Annotated in this window: 15 protein-coding genes; 13 read left to right on the top strand and 2 right to left on the bottom strand. The window is 38.5% G+C overall.

Annotated features, from left to right (window positions below):
• Positions 1-23 precede the first annotated feature (23 nt).
• The 5 genes from typA (at position 24) to NST80_RS06565 (ending at position 5869) form a co-directional block, all read left to right on the top strand.
• Entirely contained in the window at positions 24-1874 is a 1851-nt protein-coding gene (gene typA / locus NST80_RS06585) for a translational GTPase TypA (protein WP_002884130.1), read from the top strand.
• Between the two features lie 19 nt (positions 1875-1893).
• Positions 1894-2163 (top strand): DUF3165 family protein, encoded by a 270-nt coding sequence (locus NST80_RS06580; protein WP_002884134.1) that lies wholly within the window; start codon positions 1894-1896, stop codon positions 2161-2163.
• A 127-nt stretch (positions 2164-2290) separates the two neighbouring features.
• Positions 2291-3643 (top strand): UDP-N-acetylmuramoyl-L-alanine--D-glutamate ligase, encoded by a 1353-nt coding sequence (gene murD, locus NST80_RS06575; protein WP_342504575.1) that lies wholly within the window; start codon positions 2291-2293, stop codon positions 3641-3643.
• A 3-nt stretch (positions 3644-3646) separates the two neighbouring features.
• Positions 3647-4717 carry a UDP-N-acetylglucosamine--N-acetylmuramyl-(pentapeptide) pyrophosphoryl-undecaprenol N-acetylglucosamine transferase gene (locus NST80_RS06570; protein WP_045771813.1) on the top strand — a complete coding sequence of 357 codons (1071 nt, stop codon included), beginning with the start codon at positions 3647-3649 and terminating at the stop codon, positions 4715-4717.
• Positions 4718-4726: 9 nt separating this feature from the next.
• Positions 4727-5869 carry an FtsQ-type POTRA domain-containing protein gene (locus NST80_RS06565; RefSeq protein WP_013990787.1) on the top strand — a complete coding sequence of 381 codons (1143 nt, stop codon included), beginning with the start codon at positions 4727-4729 and terminating at the stop codon, positions 5867-5869.
• A 148-nt stretch (positions 5870-6017) separates the two neighbouring features.
• Here NST80_RS06565 and tnpA read toward each other — a convergent pair whose 3' ends face one another.
• Positions 6018-6491: an IS200/IS605 family transposase gene (gene tnpA / locus NST80_RS06560; protein ID WP_002891962.1), complete on the bottom strand. Its 474-nt coding sequence runs from the start codon at positions 6489-6491 to the stop codon at positions 6018-6020.
• Between the two features lie 251 nt (positions 6492-6742).
• Between tnpA and ftsA the strand changes: the two genes are divergently transcribed.
• The 8 genes from ftsA (at position 6743) to ileS (ending at position 15781) form a co-directional block, all read left to right on the top strand.
• A complete protein-coding gene (gene ftsA / locus NST80_RS06555) occupies positions 6743-8119 on the top strand; it encodes a cell division protein FtsA (protein WP_002884067.1) in 1377 nt (458 codons plus the stop codon).
• A 28-nt stretch (positions 8120-8147) separates the two neighbouring features.
• A complete protein-coding gene (gene ftsZ / locus NST80_RS06550; RefSeq protein ID WP_002884133.1) occupies positions 8148-9470 on the top strand; it encodes a cell division protein FtsZ in 1323 nt (440 codons plus the stop codon).
• 2 nt (positions 9471-9472) lie between these two features.
• Positions 9473-10156 carry a YggS family pyridoxal phosphate-dependent enzyme gene (locus NST80_RS06545; protein WP_021146998.1) on the top strand — a complete coding sequence of 228 codons (684 nt, stop codon included), beginning with the start codon at positions 9473-9475 and terminating at the stop codon, positions 10154-10156.
• A gap of 4 nt (positions 10157-10160) precedes the next feature.
• Positions 10161-10745, top strand: coding sequence for a cell division protein SepF (locus NST80_RS06540; protein WP_021144368.1), 585 nt, complete (start codon positions 10161-10163; stop codon positions 10743-10745).
• Positions 10746-10748: 3 nt separating this feature from the next.
• Positions 10749-11006 (top strand): YggT family protein, encoded by a 258-nt coding sequence (locus NST80_RS06535; RefSeq protein WP_014634256.1) that lies wholly within the window; start codon positions 10749-10751, stop codon positions 11004-11006.
• On the top strand, positions 11006-11809 hold the full coding sequence (locus tag NST80_RS06530) for a YlmH/Sll1252 family protein (protein ID WP_265107557.1): 804 nt from the start codon (positions 11006-11008) through the stop codon (positions 11807-11809). The genes NST80_RS06535 and NST80_RS06530 overlap by 1 nt, the downstream gene beginning before the upstream one ends.
• A 52-nt stretch (positions 11810-11861) precedes the next feature.
• A complete protein-coding gene (locus NST80_RS06525) occupies positions 11862-12737 on the top strand; it encodes a DivIVA domain-containing protein (RefSeq protein ID WP_265107556.1) in 876 nt (291 codons plus the stop codon).
• 245 nt (positions 12738-12982) lie between these two features.
• Positions 12983-15781, top strand: a complete 2799-nt coding sequence (gene ileS / locus NST80_RS06520) for an isoleucine--tRNA ligase (protein WP_265107555.1) — start codon at positions 12983-12985, stop codon at positions 15779-15781.
• A 91-nt stretch (positions 15782-15872) separates the two neighbouring features.
• Here the strand turns inward: ileS and nrdF are convergent, their stop codons facing one another.
• Positions 15873-16832 carry a class 1b ribonucleoside-diphosphate reductase subunit beta gene (nrdF, locus tag NST80_RS06515; protein WP_201552681.1) on the bottom strand — a complete coding sequence of 320 codons (960 nt, stop codon included), beginning with the start codon at positions 16830-16832 and terminating at the stop codon, positions 15873-15875.
• Positions 16833-16971: the final 139 nt, after the last annotated feature.

Genomic DNA, 16971 nt, shown 5'->3' with positions numbered 1-16971 from the left:
AAATAAAAATTAAAGAGGAAAAAATGACTAAACTTAGAGAAGATATCCGTAACGTAGCCATCATTGCCCACGTTGACCACGGTAAAACAACACTTGTTGATGAATTGTTGAAACAATCACACACTCTTGACGAGCGTAAAGAGCTTGATGAGCGTGCAATGGACTCAAACGATCTTGAAAAAGAACGTGGAATTACCATCCTTGCCAAAAATACAGCCGTTGCTTATAATGGTACGCGTATCAACATCATGGATACACCAGGTCACGCGGACTTCGGTGGAGAAGTTGAACGTATCATGAAAATGGTTGATGGGGTTGTCCTTGTTGTCGATGCCTACGAAGGTACAATGCCTCAAACACGTTTTGTGTTGAAAAAAGCACTCGAGCAAAACTTGACACCTATCGTTGTTGTTAACAAGATTGATAAACCATCAGCTCGTCCTGAAGAAGTTGTTGATGAAGTTCTTGAACTTTTCATCGAGCTTGGTGCTGATGATGATCAGTTGGAATTCCCAGTTGTGTATGCTTCAGCGATTAACGGAACATCATCGTTGTCAGATAACCCTGCTGATCAAGAGCACACTATGGCTCCAATCTTTGACACTATTATTGACCACATCCCAGCTCCTGTAGATAACTCAGATGAGCCTCTTCAATTCCAAGTGTCACTTCTTGACTACAATGATTTCGTTGGACGTATCGGTATTGGACGTATCTTCCGTGGAACTGTAAAAGTCGGTGACCAAGTTACCCTTTCAAAACTTGATGGAACAACAAAGAACTTCCGTGTTACTAAACTTTTCGGTTTCTTTGGTTTGGAACGTCGTGAAATTGAAGAAGCAAAAGCTGGTGATTTGATTGCCATCTCAGGTATGGAAGACATCTTCGTTGGTGAAACAATTACACCAACTGATGCTGTTGAACCATTGCCAGTTCTTCGTATTGACGAACCAACACTTCAAATGACTTTCTTGGCTAATAACTCACCATTTGCAGGTCGTGAAGGTAAACACGTGACATCACGTAAGGTTGAAGAACGACTTTTGGCAGAGTTGCAAACAGACGTTTCTCTTCGTGTTGATCCAACTGATTCTCCTGATAAATGGACTGTCTCAGGTCGTGGTGAATTGCACTTGTCAATCCTTATCGAAACAATGCGTCGTGAAGGTTACGAACTTCAAGTATCTCGTCCAGAAGTTATCATCAAAGAAATTGATGGCGTGAAATGTGAGCCATTTGAACGTGTTCAAATTGATACTCCAGAAGAGTACCAAGGTTCTATCATCCAAGCCCTTTCAGAACGTAAAGGTGACATGCTTGATATGCAAATGGTTGGTAACGGTCAAACACGTCTTATCTTCCTTGTACCAGCTCGTGGTCTTATCGGATTCTCAACTGAATTCTTGTCTATGACACGTGGTTACGGTATCATGAACCATACTTTCGACCAATACTTGCCAGTTGTTGCTGGTGAAATTGGTGGACGTCACCGTGGTGCCCTTGTTTCTATCGATACAGGTAAAGCGACAACTTACTCAATCATGCGTATCGAAGAACGTGGTACAATCTTTGTTAACCCAGGTACTGAAGTTTATGAAGGTATGATTGTTGGTGAAAATGCTCGTGAAAATGACCTTGGTGTCAATATCACTACAGCAAAACAAATGACAAACGTGCGTTCAGCAACTAAGGACCAAACGGCTGTTATCAAGACTCCACGTATCTTGACTCTTGAAGAATCACTTGAATTCTTGGATGACGATGAGTACATGGAAGTAACGCCTGAATCTATCCGCTTGCGTAAACAAATTTTGAATAAAGCAGAGCGTGATAAAGCCAATAAACGTAAGAAAAAAGCAGCAGAAGCTGAATAATATATAGAGAGGAGAAGAGATGTTTTATCTGATTGTTGCTATATTGATTGCATCATTCTATTTCTTTATTGCACCAAAGTCGGTAAAAAACACCATGAATCTTCTCTTTGTCATGGCTACCTTAGCATTGCTCCTACTTTTAGCAGTGCTATCAATCATTAAATTCTTCAGTTTACCTGGTGAGTTCTTTGTTACGGTGGGAATGCTTGTATTGAGCTATTTCACCTTGAAAGATTTTTTCGCCATGTCAGAGCTTAATCATGAAAAAGCTGAACATGAAGATAAATAAGTAGCATGAGATTAAAAGTCAATCGAATAGATTGGCTTTTTCTTTTGCCAAGAAGAGGTAACTCCTTGAAATAGCTTGGGATAAAGGGTAAAATGATTATGATACAATTTGAGAGAATGGACGAATTATGAAATCAGTAACACAATTTGAAAATAAAAAAGTTTTGGTCCTTGGTTTGGCTAAATCTGGTGAAGCAGCTGCCCGCCTATTGGCTAAGTTGGGTGCTATTGTCACAGTAAATGATGGGAAACCATTTGAGGAAAATCCATCAGCACAGACGCTTCTTGAAGAAGGGATTAAGGTTGTCTGTGGCGGACATCCTCTTGAACTATTGGATGAAAATTTTGAATTAATGGTGAAAAATCCTGGAATTCGTTATGACAATCTAATGGTAGCTCGTGCACTTGAAAAAGGCATTCCTGTTTGGACTGAAGTGGAATTAGCTTACCTAGTATCTGAAGCACCTATTATCGGTATTACAGGCTCAAATGGTAAGACAACAACGACAACTATGATTGCTGATGTCCTAAACCATGGTGGCAAATCGGGTGTCTTGTCTGGAAATATCGGTTTCCCTGCGTCAGAAGTTGCACAGTCAGTTACTGCTCAAGATATCTTAGTTATGGAATTGTCTTCTTTCCAATTGATGGGGATTGATAGCTTCCATCCACATATTGCTGTGATTACTAACTTGATGCCGACACATATTGACTATCATGGTAGTTTTGAAGAATATGTGGCTGCCAAATGGAATATTCAAAATCAGATGACTGCGGATGATTTTGTTGTTTTGAACTTCAATCAAGATTTGGCTAAGGAATTAGCTACACAAACTAAAGCACAAGTAGTACCATTCTCAACAGTGGAAAAAGTAGATGGTGCCTATCTTGAAAATGGTGGCCTCTACTTCAAAGGTGAATTGGTGATGCAAGCTGATGAGATTGGCGTTCCTGGTAGTCATAATGTTGAAAATGCCTTGGCAACTATAGCTGTAGCAAAATTGTCAGGTATTTCAAACCAAGCTATCAAGGAAACCCTCGCAAGCTTTGGTGGGGTTAAGCACCGTCTCCAATTCGTTGACACTATCAATGAAGTAAGATTCTACAATGACAGTAAGTCAACAAACATTTTAGCGACACAAAAAGCACTTTCTGGGTTTGATAATAGTAAAGTCATTTTGATTGCCGGTGGTTTGGACCGTGGTAATGAATTTGATGAACTCATTCCTGACATTACTGGTCTTAAGAAAATGGTGATTTTAGGGGAATCAGCTCCTCGTGTCAAACGTGCTGCTGATAAAGCGGGCGTGACTTATCTTGATGCCAAAGATGTGGCAGATGCGACACGTATTGCCTTTGATCAAGCCAGTGCAGGAGATGTTGTCTTGTTGAGTCCTGCAAACGCAAGCTGGGATATGTACAAGAATTTCGAAGTGCGTGGTGACGAATTTATTACAACTGTTGAGCAATTGAAGGGATAGTCTATGGCAAAAGCGAAAAAGATTGTTTTTACCGGTGGTGGAACCGTTGGACATGTGACTTTAAATCTTATCTTAATTCCAAAATTTCTCAAAGATGGATGGGAAGTGCACTATATCGGTGATAAGCACGGGATTGAACATGAGCAGATTGATAAATCTGGCTTAGATGTGACTTTCCATAGTATTGCTACAGGTAAACTACGTCGTTATTTTTCATGGCAAAATATGTTGGATGTCTTTAAAGTTGGTTGGGGGATTCTACAGTCTATTGCAATTGTTGCCAAGATTCGTCCCCAAGCACTCTTTTCAAAGGGTGGATTTGTCTCAGTGCCACCGGTAATTGCTTCTAAATTATTAGGGGTTCCTGTCTATGTGCATGAGTCTGACCTCTCTATGGGCTTGGCCAATAAAATTGCCTACAAATTTGCGACTACTATGTTTACGACTTTTGAACAATCAAAAGGATTGGCGAAGACAAAACATGTAGGTGCGATTACAAAGGTAGGAATGGCGACATCTAATCAGTCTGATGCCTTTGATAAGATTAAAGAACAGTTTGATGACAACTTAAAAACTGTCCTTTTTATTGGTGGATCAGCTGGTGCAAAGGTATTTAATGATTTTATTAGTAATACTCCACAACTGACGGAAAAATATAATGTCATTAATATTTCTGGGGACTCTTCATTGAATACCTTAGAACGTCATCTTTATAGAGTTGATTATGTGACAGATTTGTACCAACCTCTTATGGATACGGCAGATTTAGTTGTAACTCGTGGTGGCTCAAATACGATTTTCGAATTGTTGGCTATGAAAAAACTTCATTTAATTATTCCTTTAGGGAAAGAAGCTAGCCGAGGAGACCAACTTGAAAATGCTGCTTATTTTGAACGAAAAGGTTACGCACGTCAATTACAGGAAACAGAATTAAGTTGGGAAACCTTAAATCATGAGCTTGAACAACTTGTTGAACATGCAGAGACTTACAAAGAAGCTATGGCTAAATCTGAGGAAATCACTTCTCCTGATGATTTTTATAACCTATTAGTGACTAGTATTTCAAAAAAATAAAGGAATTTCATGGCAAAAAAGGATCAAGAATCACAAGAAAAACAAGTTCTCACAGAGTGGCAGAAGAGAAACCTCGAATTTTTGAGAAAAAAAGAAACCGAAGATTCTGAAGAATTTGCGAATGGAAAGGTCGTGCATTCAGAAGAAGCGACTTCAAATGAGAACCAGCCACCAGTGAAAAAGAAGGTTAGAAAGAAAAAAAAGACCAAAAGGAAGAAACGAAAAAAAGGGAACACGGCTAGTAATATTCCAATTGCACAACAAAATCTTGCAGGACTAGTTATTTTTATCGCTGCACTCCTAATCGTATTTTCACTTTTCTTTATTTCACCTTGGTCAAAACAAAAGGTTCTCACTGTATCAGGAACAAAAAATGCTTTACCAGAAGATGTGAAAGTTGCAAGTGGTATTCTTGATACAGACTATATCACTCATGTCTTTTTCAACCAAGGAAAGATTGCATCAACTGTTGAAAAAACCAATGTTTGGGTTAAAAAGGCTACAGTAACATATAGTTTTCCAAATCAATTTAATATTGCAGTAAAAGAATACCCAATCGTGGCTTATCGTCAAACTACAAATGGTTATGTTTCTATTCTTCAAAGTGGTAAGACAGGAGGAACAGTTTCAACTAGTAATCTACCTGATAAATTCATCACCTTAAAGATGGATGACGAGAAGAAAATTGAAGAGTTAGTAAAAGAATTAAATAAACTTGATACAAAAATCAAGAATAATATTCAAATTATTAATCTTACGCCTACTAAAGCAACTTCAGATTTACTAACGATTGAGCTGTATGATGGCAATTCCATTCGTGTTCCACTTTCTCAATTAACAGTTAAGCTTCCTTACTACGAGAAAATTAAGAGTCAACTTTCAGATGGAAGTATTGTAGATATGGAAGTTGGACTTTATACAACGACTCCTGAAGTTGAATCATCAAAAACTGATGGGGATAAAAAGAAAGATAAAGATAAGACTGATAAAAAAGAAGAAAATGCAACTTCTGAAGAAGGTCAAGATACTACAACATCAATGGAACAGCATTCTGAGGAAGAGTCTAATTCTGAAAATCCGGGTATTCAAGGACAAGAAAATCCAACTGTTGGTCAAGAAACAACTCATCGGACTTCCCCTGCTCAAGGCTAATATTGAATAGTCAAAACCACCCGTGAGAACGGGTGGCTTGCTCTTCGGCTGAAAGCCTCTGCTACCGGCCGAGGCCTAAAGGCCTACCGAATGGTTTCCCTTCAGCACCACCTTTGCTAGCTGACCCGTCTAGCGGGTCTCTTTAAGATTACTTTCTTTTATTCTTCTCACCTGTAAACGGATCATACTCCTCAAACAGACTAAGCTGATCTGCTATCACGTCTTCTTGTAATTGATTACGAATATATTCTTCAATTCGCTTCTGATTTCGCCCAACCGTATCAACATAAAACCCTCGACACCAAAATTTGCGATTCCCATATTTATACTTTAAATTTGCGTGTCGGTCGAATATCATTAAGCTACTTTTACCCTTTAAATATCCCATAAATGAAGAAATACTTAGTTTCGGTGGTATACTCACTAACATGTGAATATGATCTGGGCAAGCTTCTGCTTCATGAATTTCAACGCCTTTTCTTTCACATAATAACCGTAAGATTTGACCAATACTTGCTTTGTATTTCCCATAGATTATCTGACGTCTATATTTTGGGGCGAAAACAATATGATACTTACAATTCCATGTAGTATGTGCTAAACTATTATTATCCTGTCTCATCAGGGGTCCTCCTTTAGTATATTAGTTAGTGGTCGGGAAACCTTATCTAATATAACACTTTAGGGGGACTTTTTTTGATACATCGCTAAAAGCTTTTCGGAACCACTAGCACAGCTAGTGGTTTTCGTAAGATAATAAAAAACGTAAAATGCTGACATTTTACGTTTTTTTATGGTACAATAGTATCCGAATAATTCTGTTTTTATACAGTTTACAAAGATATTGAATGGAAAGATTGAGAGGTCGAGTGAATGGCTAGAGATGGCTTTTTTACAGGATTAGATATAGGAACTAGCTCGATTAAGGTTCTTGTTGCTGAGTTTATTGATGGATCAATGAATGTCATCGGAGTAAGTAATGTTAAGAGTTCTGGTGTGAAAGATGGCATCATTGTTGACATTGACGCTGCAGCGAAATCAATCAAAACAGCTATTGAACAAGCAGAAGAAAAAGCTGGGATTGTTATTGAGCAAGTGAACGTTGGGCTTCCAGCTAATCTTCTTCAAATTGAGCCTACACAAGGTATGATTCCTGTAACAAGTGAATCAAAAGAAATCAAAGATGAAGATGTTGAAAGTGTTGTTCGCTCAGCCTTGACAAAGAGCATTACACCTGAGCGTGAGGTTATCTCACTAGTTCCTGAAGAGTTTATTGTTGATGGCTTCCAAGGAATTCGTGATCCTCGTGGAATGATGGGGATTCGTCTTGAAATGAGAGGTCTCATTTACACAGGTCCAACAACGATTCTTCACAACCTTCGTAAGACAGTTGAACGTGCGGGTATTCAAGTAGAGAATATTATCATCTCTCCTCTTGCAATGACACGTGCTGTTCTAAATGAAGGTGAACGTGAGTTTGGTGCTACTGTTATTGATATGGGTGGCGGTCAAACAACTGTTGCAAGCATGCGTGCTCAAGAACTTCAATTTACCAATATTTATTCTGAAGGTGGCGAGTACATCACTAAGGATATTTCAAAAGTTTTGAAGACTTCAATGCAGATTGCTGAAGCACTTAAGTTCAATTTTGGTAATGCAGATATTGAAGAAGCAAGCGAAACAGAAACTGTCCAAGTAGAAGTTGTAGGTGAGAATTCACCAGTTGAGATTACAGAAAAATACCTTGCTGAGATTATCTCAGCTCGTGTGAAGCATATCCTTGATAGAGTTAAACAAGACTTGACTCGAGGACGTCTACTTGATTTGCCTGGTGGCATTGTCCTTGTAGGTGGAACAGCTATCATGCCAGGTGTGGTTGAAGTTGCTCAAGAAATTTTTGAGACAAATGTTAAACTTTACGTGCCAAATCAAGTTGGTATCCGTAATCCAATGTTTGCAAATGTGATTAGTCTTGTTGAGTATGTTGGTCTTCTTACAGAAGTTGATATCATTGCACAACAGGCTGTGTCTGGTGAAGAGTATCTTCGTCGTAAACCAATCGACAATGAGGCTCCTGCCTTGAGTTTTGATAGAACTCCTGCTCCAGCACCTCGAGTGGCTCCTCAGCCAAGTCCTGTTCCAGTTGAGAACACCATTGAGGTACCTCTGCCAGTTGAAGAAGAAAATCATGAACAAAAACAAAAACTTGGTGATCGTGTTCGTGGTATTTTCGGCAGTATGTTTGATTAATTGAATCTAGTAAAAGCGAGGAAATAAAATGAGTTTTTCATTTGATAGCGCATCAGTTCAAGGTGCGGTAATTAAAGTTATCGGTGTCGGTGGAGGTGGCGGAAACGCCATCAACCGAATGATTGAAGAAGGTCTTGCTGGTGTTGAATTTATTGCAGCTAATACTGATATTCAAGCACTCAGCTCTTCTAAAGCAGAAACAGTTATCCAATTGGGTCCTAAATTGACTCGTGGCCTTGGTGCCGGAGGTCAACCTGAAGTTGGTCGTAAGGCAGCTGAAGAAAGTGAAGAAACACTTACAGAAGCACTTACAGGAGCTGATATGGTCTTTATCACTGCTGGTATGGGTGGTGGCTCTGGTACAGGGGCAGCACCAGTTATTGCACGTATTGCGAAAAGCTTGGGTGCATTGACAGTTGCAGTTGTGACACGTCCATTTGGATTCGAAGGTAACAAACGTGGTGCCTTCGCTGTCGAAGGTATTCAAGAATTGCGTGAGCAAGTTGATACCCTTCTTATTATCTCTAACAATAACCTTCTTGAAATCGTTGATAAGAAAACACCACTTCTTGAAGCTCTTAGTGAAGCAGATAATGTTCTTCGTCAAGGGGTCCAAGGTATTACGGACCTTATCACTAACCCAGGTTTGATCAACCTCGACTTTGCCGATGTGAAAACAGTTATGGCAAATAAAGGTAATGCACTTATGGGTATTGGTATTGGTTCAGGTGAAGAACGTATTGTTGAAGCTGCGCGCAAAGCAATCTATTCACCACTTCTTGAAACTACTATTGATGGTGCAGAAGATGTTATCGTTAACGTAACTGGTGGTCTTGATATGACGCTTACAGAAGCAGAAGAAGCATCTGAAATTGTTGGTCAAGCAGCTGGTAGCGGTGTTAACATTTGGCTTGGTACATCAATCGATGATACATTGAAAGATGAAATCCGTGTAACTGTTGTTGCAACTGGAGTTCGTCAAGATCGTGCTGAAAAAGTATCTGGTATGAAAGCTCAGCCACGTAAAGTGACTACAGCTCCTTCACAACCATCAGCTCCTGCTCAACAAGTTGTTCAAGAAGAGCAACGTCCAGTTTCTCAACCTTCATTTGAACGTCAACCAAATTTTGACTATAATGAAACACCTTCAATGCCTCAAGCAGGAGTTCGTCCTGCAGCGGCAGCTCCTCAACAAGAGCAGTCAGCTTTTGGTAATTGGGATTTGAGACGTGATAATATTTCTCGTCCTGAAACTGGTCAACTAGATAGTCAATTGACTATGTCTACATTCTCAAGTGATGTTGAAGATGATGATGAATTGGAGACACCACCATTCTTTAAAAATCGTTAATAATGACTATAGAAGAGAATAAAAATAATGTTTATCAAGCGGTAAAAAGAGCTTGTGAAAATGCTAATCGCTCTAGCGATGACGTCAATATTGTTGCCGTAACCAAATATGTTTCAAGTGATGTCGCTGAAGAATTGGTTAAAACGGGAATCAAGCACATTGCTGAAAATCGCGTTGATAAATTCTTAGATAAGTATCAAGCTTTAAAAAATTATGATTTGACTTGGCACCTTATTGGTACCCTGCAACGTCGTAAAGTAAAGGATGTTATTAATTTAGTTGATTATTTTCATGCTTTGGATTCTGTTAAATTGGCAGAGGAAATTCAAAAGCGTGCCGACCACACCATTAATTGCTTCCTACAAGTTAACGTTTCAGGTGAAGAGTCAAAACATGGTTTTTCACCTGAAGAACTTGATACTGTTCTAAAACAAATTGAAAATCTTGATAAGATTTGTATAGTTGGACTCATGACTATGGCTCCAATTGATGCAGATGCTCAAGAACTTGATAAGATTTTTGCTGAGACAAATGAACTTAGACAATCAATTCAAGAGAAAAAACTAAAGAATGTTCCTTGTGATCAGTTAAGCATGGGGATGAGTCGAGACTATGACATGGCTATTCAGAATGGATCAACCTTTGTCAGAATAGGCAGTGCATTCTTTAAAGAGAACGGAGAATAACCTTATGGCATTAAAAGACGCAATTGATAAAATTGTTTCATATTTTGATACCGACGAAGTAACAGATTATGAAGATGCTGCTAAAGAAGAGGCTAAAGAACGTCCAGTGAAAGCACAGAAACCTGTGCAGACACAACCTCCTCGTCAGCAACGTCAACCTGAGCGTTCTCAGGCAACAGTCCCTCCTCGTCGCCAACATGTTCATTCAGACTTACAGGAAACTCAAGTCCTTCGTAGTTTACCTCTGAGTCGTTCACAAGCAAATCAGGGACCACAACAAATGAATACAACTAAAACAACAATTGCAATTAAATATCCTAAAAAGTATGAAGATGCTCAGGAAATTGTAGAACTATTGATTGAAAACGAATGTGTTTTAATCGATTTTCAATATATGTTGGAAGCGCAAGCTCGTCGTTGTCTTGACTTTATTGATGGTGCTAGCAAGGTACTTACAGGCAACTTACAAAAAGTTGGCTCTTCAATGTATTTGCTTACGCCAATTAATGTCGTTGTTGACATCGAAGAGATTGGGTTGGCACATGGCAACCAAGAAGCTAATTTTGACTTCGACATGAAGAGACGTTAAGCGATGTCAGTATTACTTTATGTTATTTGGGCACGTGTTGTTAACGTGATAGAGATTCTTCTTGTAGTCTATGCTTTGTTGTCCTGGTTTCCAGGAGCTTATGATACTAGCCTTGGAAGAATCATTAGACAAATTGTTCAACCGATTCTCGCACCATTTCGTCGCCTGAATTTATCTTTTGCTGGTATTGATTTTTCAATATTGGTAATTGTACTTCTACTAAACTTTTCACTTAGAATTCTTAGATTTATTCTACTCTGATGTCAGATATTAAAAATATTGAACAACATTACTCGTTAGATGAACGTCCTTTTCTAGAGAAGGTTAGGGGATTTTGTCAATTAGTTGATGATAGGTACAGTCCTTACTTAACTGATTTCTTGAATCCTCGTGAAATTCAGATTGTTGAAGAGTTAGCTCATTACTACAATTTAAAATTTTTTGTGAGTTCTACTCTTGAATCTGAAGAGTATGGAAGAGTTATTCTTGCTCCCGAATATTACGAGCTTGATGACGATGACTTTGAAATTAAACGACTAGAAATCTCATATGCGAGACAGTTCAATAAATTGACACACCCAAAAGTTTTGGGAGCACTGATTAATCAGCTTGGTCTTGATCGTCAAGTATTTGGAGATATTATTCTTGATGAAGAAGGACGCGTTCAATTTTACATTGCTTCTCATTTAGCAAGTTATGCGATAATAACTATTACTAAGATTGGTAATGTTTCGGTTACTCTAAAAGAAGTAAGTAAAGACGATTGGATTTCAAATCAAGAAAAGTATTCAAAAACTTTTGTCTTACTTTCCAGTATGCGTCTTGATAATGTGTTGGCAACGGTATTAAACTTATCTCGTTCTAACGCCTTAAAACTTATTGCTTCAGGAAAAGTAAAATTAAATTATAGACAAGTTGAGAAGGCTGATCAGGCGGTTATTATTGGTGGTATGATTTCGGTTAGAGGTTATGGTCGATTTCGACTAGCTCAACAAGACGGATTTTCAAAGTCCGGAAAAGCTAAAATCGTTATTGAAAGTCTGTTAAGACGGAGAAAAAAGTAGTTATTTAATTTAAACCATTAAATATGGTAATGAAAAATAAAGGAGGCCTGTAATGGCTATTACAGCACTTGATATTAAAGATAAACAGTTTACAACTAAATTTCGTGGATATAATGAGCAAGAAGTTGATGAATTTCTTGATATTATTGTAGACGATTATGAAGATTTAGTTCGTGACAATCGTGAACTTGCTGCTCGTGTAAAAGAGCTTGAAGAAAAATTGGCTTATTTTGATGAAATGAAAGAATCATTGAGTCAATCAGTTATTTTGGCTCAAGAAACAGCAGAAAAAGTTAAAGCTTCAGCGGCTGACGAATCAGCTAACTTGATTAATAAGGCTAACTTCAATGCTACTCATTTGGTTGAAGAAGCTAAATCTAAGGCATCTGAAATTCTTCGTGATGCAACAGATGAAGCCAAACGTGTTGCCATCGAAACAGAAGAACTTAAACGTCAAAGTCGTGTCTTCCACCAACGCCTATTGGCTGCAGTTGAAGGGCAGCTTAGCTTAGCAAGTGCTCCAGAATGGGGTGAATTGTTGCAACCAACAGCTATTTATCTTCAAAATTCAGATGCTGCCTTTAAAGAAGTTGTTGAAAAAGTTTTGGATGAGCATGTACCTGATTCAAATGATGCAGCTTCATTTGATGCAACTCGTCAATTCACTCCTGATGAAATGGCTGAACTTCAACGTCGCGTTGCTGAAAGTAATAAGCAAGTTGAAGATTTCTCTAGTCCAGAAGTTGATGAAACAAACGAAGTTGTTTCAACTCCAGTTGAGTTTGGTATTCCAGACACTTTTGAGAGTGAAGTGCCAGATTTCCCAACTTCAGCACCAGTAGATGAAGATTTTGATTTGCAACCTGAGACAACAGGTGAAATTAATCTAAACGAAACACAAACGTTTAAATTGAATATTAGCGAATAAGAAAAATACAACTTACCAAGTATATTAACAGCGAGTGGGAGATGGTGTGAGTCCTACATTCCCTATTTGGATAGTTATCATTTTCAAGCATTCTAACTGAAATAAGTAAGTTAGAAGGATGGTCCTCCTTACGGACATATGAGGGAGCAAATTCTTTTGCTCTGAATTAAGGTGGTACCACGAGCTTTCGTCCTTTTTGATGAAGGCTCTTTTTATTTAGTAAATTAAATTAAAGAGGAGATATAATGAAACTCAAAGAAACCTTAAATCTAGGTAAGACAGCCTTTCCAATGCGAGCTGGACTTCCTAACAAAGAACCAATCTGGCAAAAAGAGTGGGAAGATGCTAACATGTATCAACGTCGTCAAGAGTTGAACCAAGGTAAACCTCACTTCACTCTTCATGATGGTCCTCCTTATGCCAATGGTAATATTCACGTTGGTCATGCGATGAATAAAATTTCTAAGGATATCATTGTGCGTTCAAAATCAATGTCTGGTTTCTATGCTCCTTACGTTCCTGGTTGGGATACGCATGGTCTTCCAATTGAACAAGTGTTGGCAAAACAAGGTGTGAAACGTAAAGAACTTGATCGTGCTGAATATCTTAAGATGTGTCGCGATTATGCACTTTCACAAGTTGACAAACAACGTGAAGATTTCAAACGTCTTGGTGTTTCGGCTGATTGGGATAACCCATATGTTACTTTGACACCAGATTATGAAGCAGCTCAGATTCGTGTCTTTGGTGAGATGGCTAAAAAAGGTTACATCTATCAAGGTGCAAAACCAGTTTATTGGTCATGGTCATCAGAATCAGCGCTTGCTGAAGCCGAAATCGAGTACCATGATTTGGTTTCAACTTCACTTTACTATGCCAATAAGGTTAAGGATGGTAAAGGAGTACTAGACACAGATACATATATCGTAGTTTGGACAACAACACCATTTACAGTAACAGCTTCACGTGGTTTGACTGTTGGTGCTGATATCGAATACGTTCTCGTAAAACCTGCCGGAGAAGACCGCAAATTTGTTGTTGCTTCTGAATTACTTAATAGTCTTTCTGAGAAATTTGGTTGGACTGATGTGGAAGTACTTCAGTCATACCGTGGAGAGGAATTGAATCAAATCGTCACTGAACACCCGTGGGATACAGAAGTTGATGAGCTTGTTATCCTTGGTAATCACGTAACTACAGATTCAGGTACAGGTATCGTCCATACGGCTCCTGGTTTTGGTGAGGATGACTATAACGTAGGTATCGCTAATGGCCTTGAAGTTGCCGTAACCGTTAATGAGCGTGGTATCATGATGGAAAATGCTGGTCCTGATTTTGAAGGTCAGTTCTACGATAAAGTGGCTCCAATTGTTATGGAAAAACTCGGTGATTTGCTCCTTGCTAAAGAAGAAATCTCACACTCATACCCATTTGACTGGCGTACGAAGAAACCAATCATCTGGCGTGCCGTACCACAATGGTTTGCTTCTGTTTCTAAATTCCGTCAAGAGATTTTGGATGAGATTGAAAAAGTTAAATTCCATTCTGAGTGGGGTAAAGTTCGTCTTTACAACATGATTCGTGACCGTGGTGACTGGGTAATCTCTCGTCAGCGTGCCTGGGGTGTGCCACTCCCAATCTTCTATGCTGAAGATAAAACACCAATCATGACTGAAGAAACAATCGAACATGTGGCTAAACTTTTCGAAGAGCACGGTTCAGTTATCTGGTGGGAACGTGATGCCAAAGATCTTCTTCCAGAAGGCTTTACACATCCAGGTTCACCAAACGGAGAGTTTACTAAAGAAACTGACATTATGGACGTATGGTTTGACTCAGGTTCATCATGGAATGGTGTCGTTGTTAACCGTCCTGAGTTGACTTATCCAGCTGACCTTTATCTTGAAGGTTCAGACCAATATCGTGGATGGTTTAACTCATCACTTATCACATCTGTTGCTAATAATGGTGTTGCACCATACAAACAACTCTTGTCTCAAGGTTTTGCGCTTGATGGTAAGGGTGAAAAGATGTCTAAATCCCTCGGTAATACTATTGCTCCTAGTGATGTTGAGAAACAATTTGGTGCTGAAATTCTTCGTCTTTGGGTAACAAGTGTTGATACAACTAATGACGTTCGTATCTCAATGGATATCCTTAGCCAAGTATCAGAATCTTATCGTAAGATTCGTAACACACTTCGTTTCTTGATTGCTAATACATCTGACTTCAATCCAACAACTGATGCAGTAGCCTTTGAAGACTTGCGTTCTGTAGATCAGTACATGACTATTCGATTTAACCAATTAGTTAAGACTATTCGTGATGCCTATGCAAACTTTGAATTCTTAACTATCTACAAAGCCTTGGTTAACTTTATTAACGTTGAGTTGTCTGCTTTCTATCTTGATTTTGCCAAAGATGTGGTTTATATTGAGAGTGCAGAATCACTTGAACGTCGTCAAATGCAAACAGTCTTCTACGATGTTCTTGTTAAGATTACAAAACTATTGACTCCAATTCTTCCTCACACTGCAGAAGAAATTTGGTCATATCTTGAATTTGAAACAGAAGACTATGTTCAATTGTCAGAGTTGCCAGAAGCAGAAGATTTCGCTGGTCAAGATGCACTTCTTGAAAAATGGAATGCCTTCATGGATTTCCGTGGCCAAGCTCAAAAAGCTTTGGAAGAAGCGCGTAACGAAAAAGTTATCGGTAAATCACTTGAAGCTCATTTGACAATCTATCCTAATGCTGAAGTCAAAGAACTTCTTGAAGGTTTGAACACTAACCTTGCTCAACTTTTGATTGTTTCAGCATTGACTATTGCTGAAGGAGATGCTCCTGAATCTGCTGTAAGCTTTGAAGGTGTAGCATTCACAGTAGAACGTGCTGAAGGTGATGTCTGTGATCGTTGCCGTCGTATCGATCCAACTACCAAAGAACGTAGCTACAATGCGACTATCTGTGATCACTGTGCTAGCATTGTTGAAGAAAACTTTGCTGAAGGTGTCGCAGAAGGTTTTGAAGTAAAAGCAAAATAAAATAAAAAGAGTTCAACTTGAACTCTTTTTCTGTTTGTTTTTCGAATATAGTATTGAACACAATAAAAAAACTAGCTCAGCTAGTTTTTTCTTATAGTCCGTAGTTATAATCATCGTCTTGCATGGCTTCAACAGTCCCTAGAAGGTAACCATTACCAACTTGAGAGAAGAAGTCGTGGTTAGATGTTCCTGTAGAAATACCATTCATAACGATTGGGTTAACATCGTTTGCAGAATCTGGGAAAAGAGGGTCTTGTCCTAAATTCATCAATGCCTTGTTGGCATTATAGCGAAGGAAAGTCATTACTTCTTCAGTCCATCCAACACCATCATAAAGAGATTTAGTGTAGAGTTCTTCATTTTCATACAATTGATAGAGGAGATCATACATCCATTCACGGAAACTCTCTTGCTCTTCTTCAGGTAATTCGTTGAATCCTAGTTGGAACTTATAGCCAATATAGGTTCCGTGAACAGATTCGTCACGGATAATCAGTTTGATAATTTCAGCGACGTTAGCTAGCTTATTGTTACCAAGATAATAGAGAGGAGTGAAGAAGCCTGAATAGAAAAGGAAGGTTTCAAGATAGGTGGAAGCAACTTTTTTCTGAAGTGGCGTTCCGTTTTCATAAATATCGTTAATGATTTTTGCTTTAGTTTGCAAGTACTCGTTGCTGTTTGTCCACTCAAAAATGTCCTCAATTTCTGATTTAGTATTCAAAGTTGAGAAAATAGAAGAGTAAGATTTTGCGTGGACAGATTCCATAAACTGAATGTTGTTCAAGACAGCTTCTTCATGAGGTGTACGAACGTCTGCACGAATGGCTTCAACACCCGTTTGAGATTGCATGGTATCTAGCAAGGTCAAACCGCCGAAAACTTTTCCAACTAAATCTTTTTCTTCAGCTGAAAGTTTACGCCAGTCATCAAGGTCATTTGAAAGGGGGATACGAGTATCTAACCAAAATTGTTCAGTTAATTTTTCCCAAGTAGATTTATCAATCGCATCTTCGATTTCATTCCAGTTAATGGCTTTATAGTAAGTTTCCATTAGAAACCTCTTTCTTTATTGATATCAATTCTATTTTATCATAATTAAAAATCATGATGTAGTTTTTTGAGTTTATCTATTAAAAAAGTCGGCGAACCGACCTTTTTATGCATTTTATAAATAAGAGTAGTGAAGTTGT

This window comes from Streptococcus sp. FSL K6-1323, from assembly GCF_038630745.1.
In the GTDB taxonomy this organism is placed as follows: domain Bacteria; phylum Bacillota; class Bacilli; order Lactobacillales; family Streptococcaceae; genus Streptococcus; species Streptococcus salivarius_D.
This window is presented reverse-complemented; position numbering and strand designations above follow the sequence as displayed.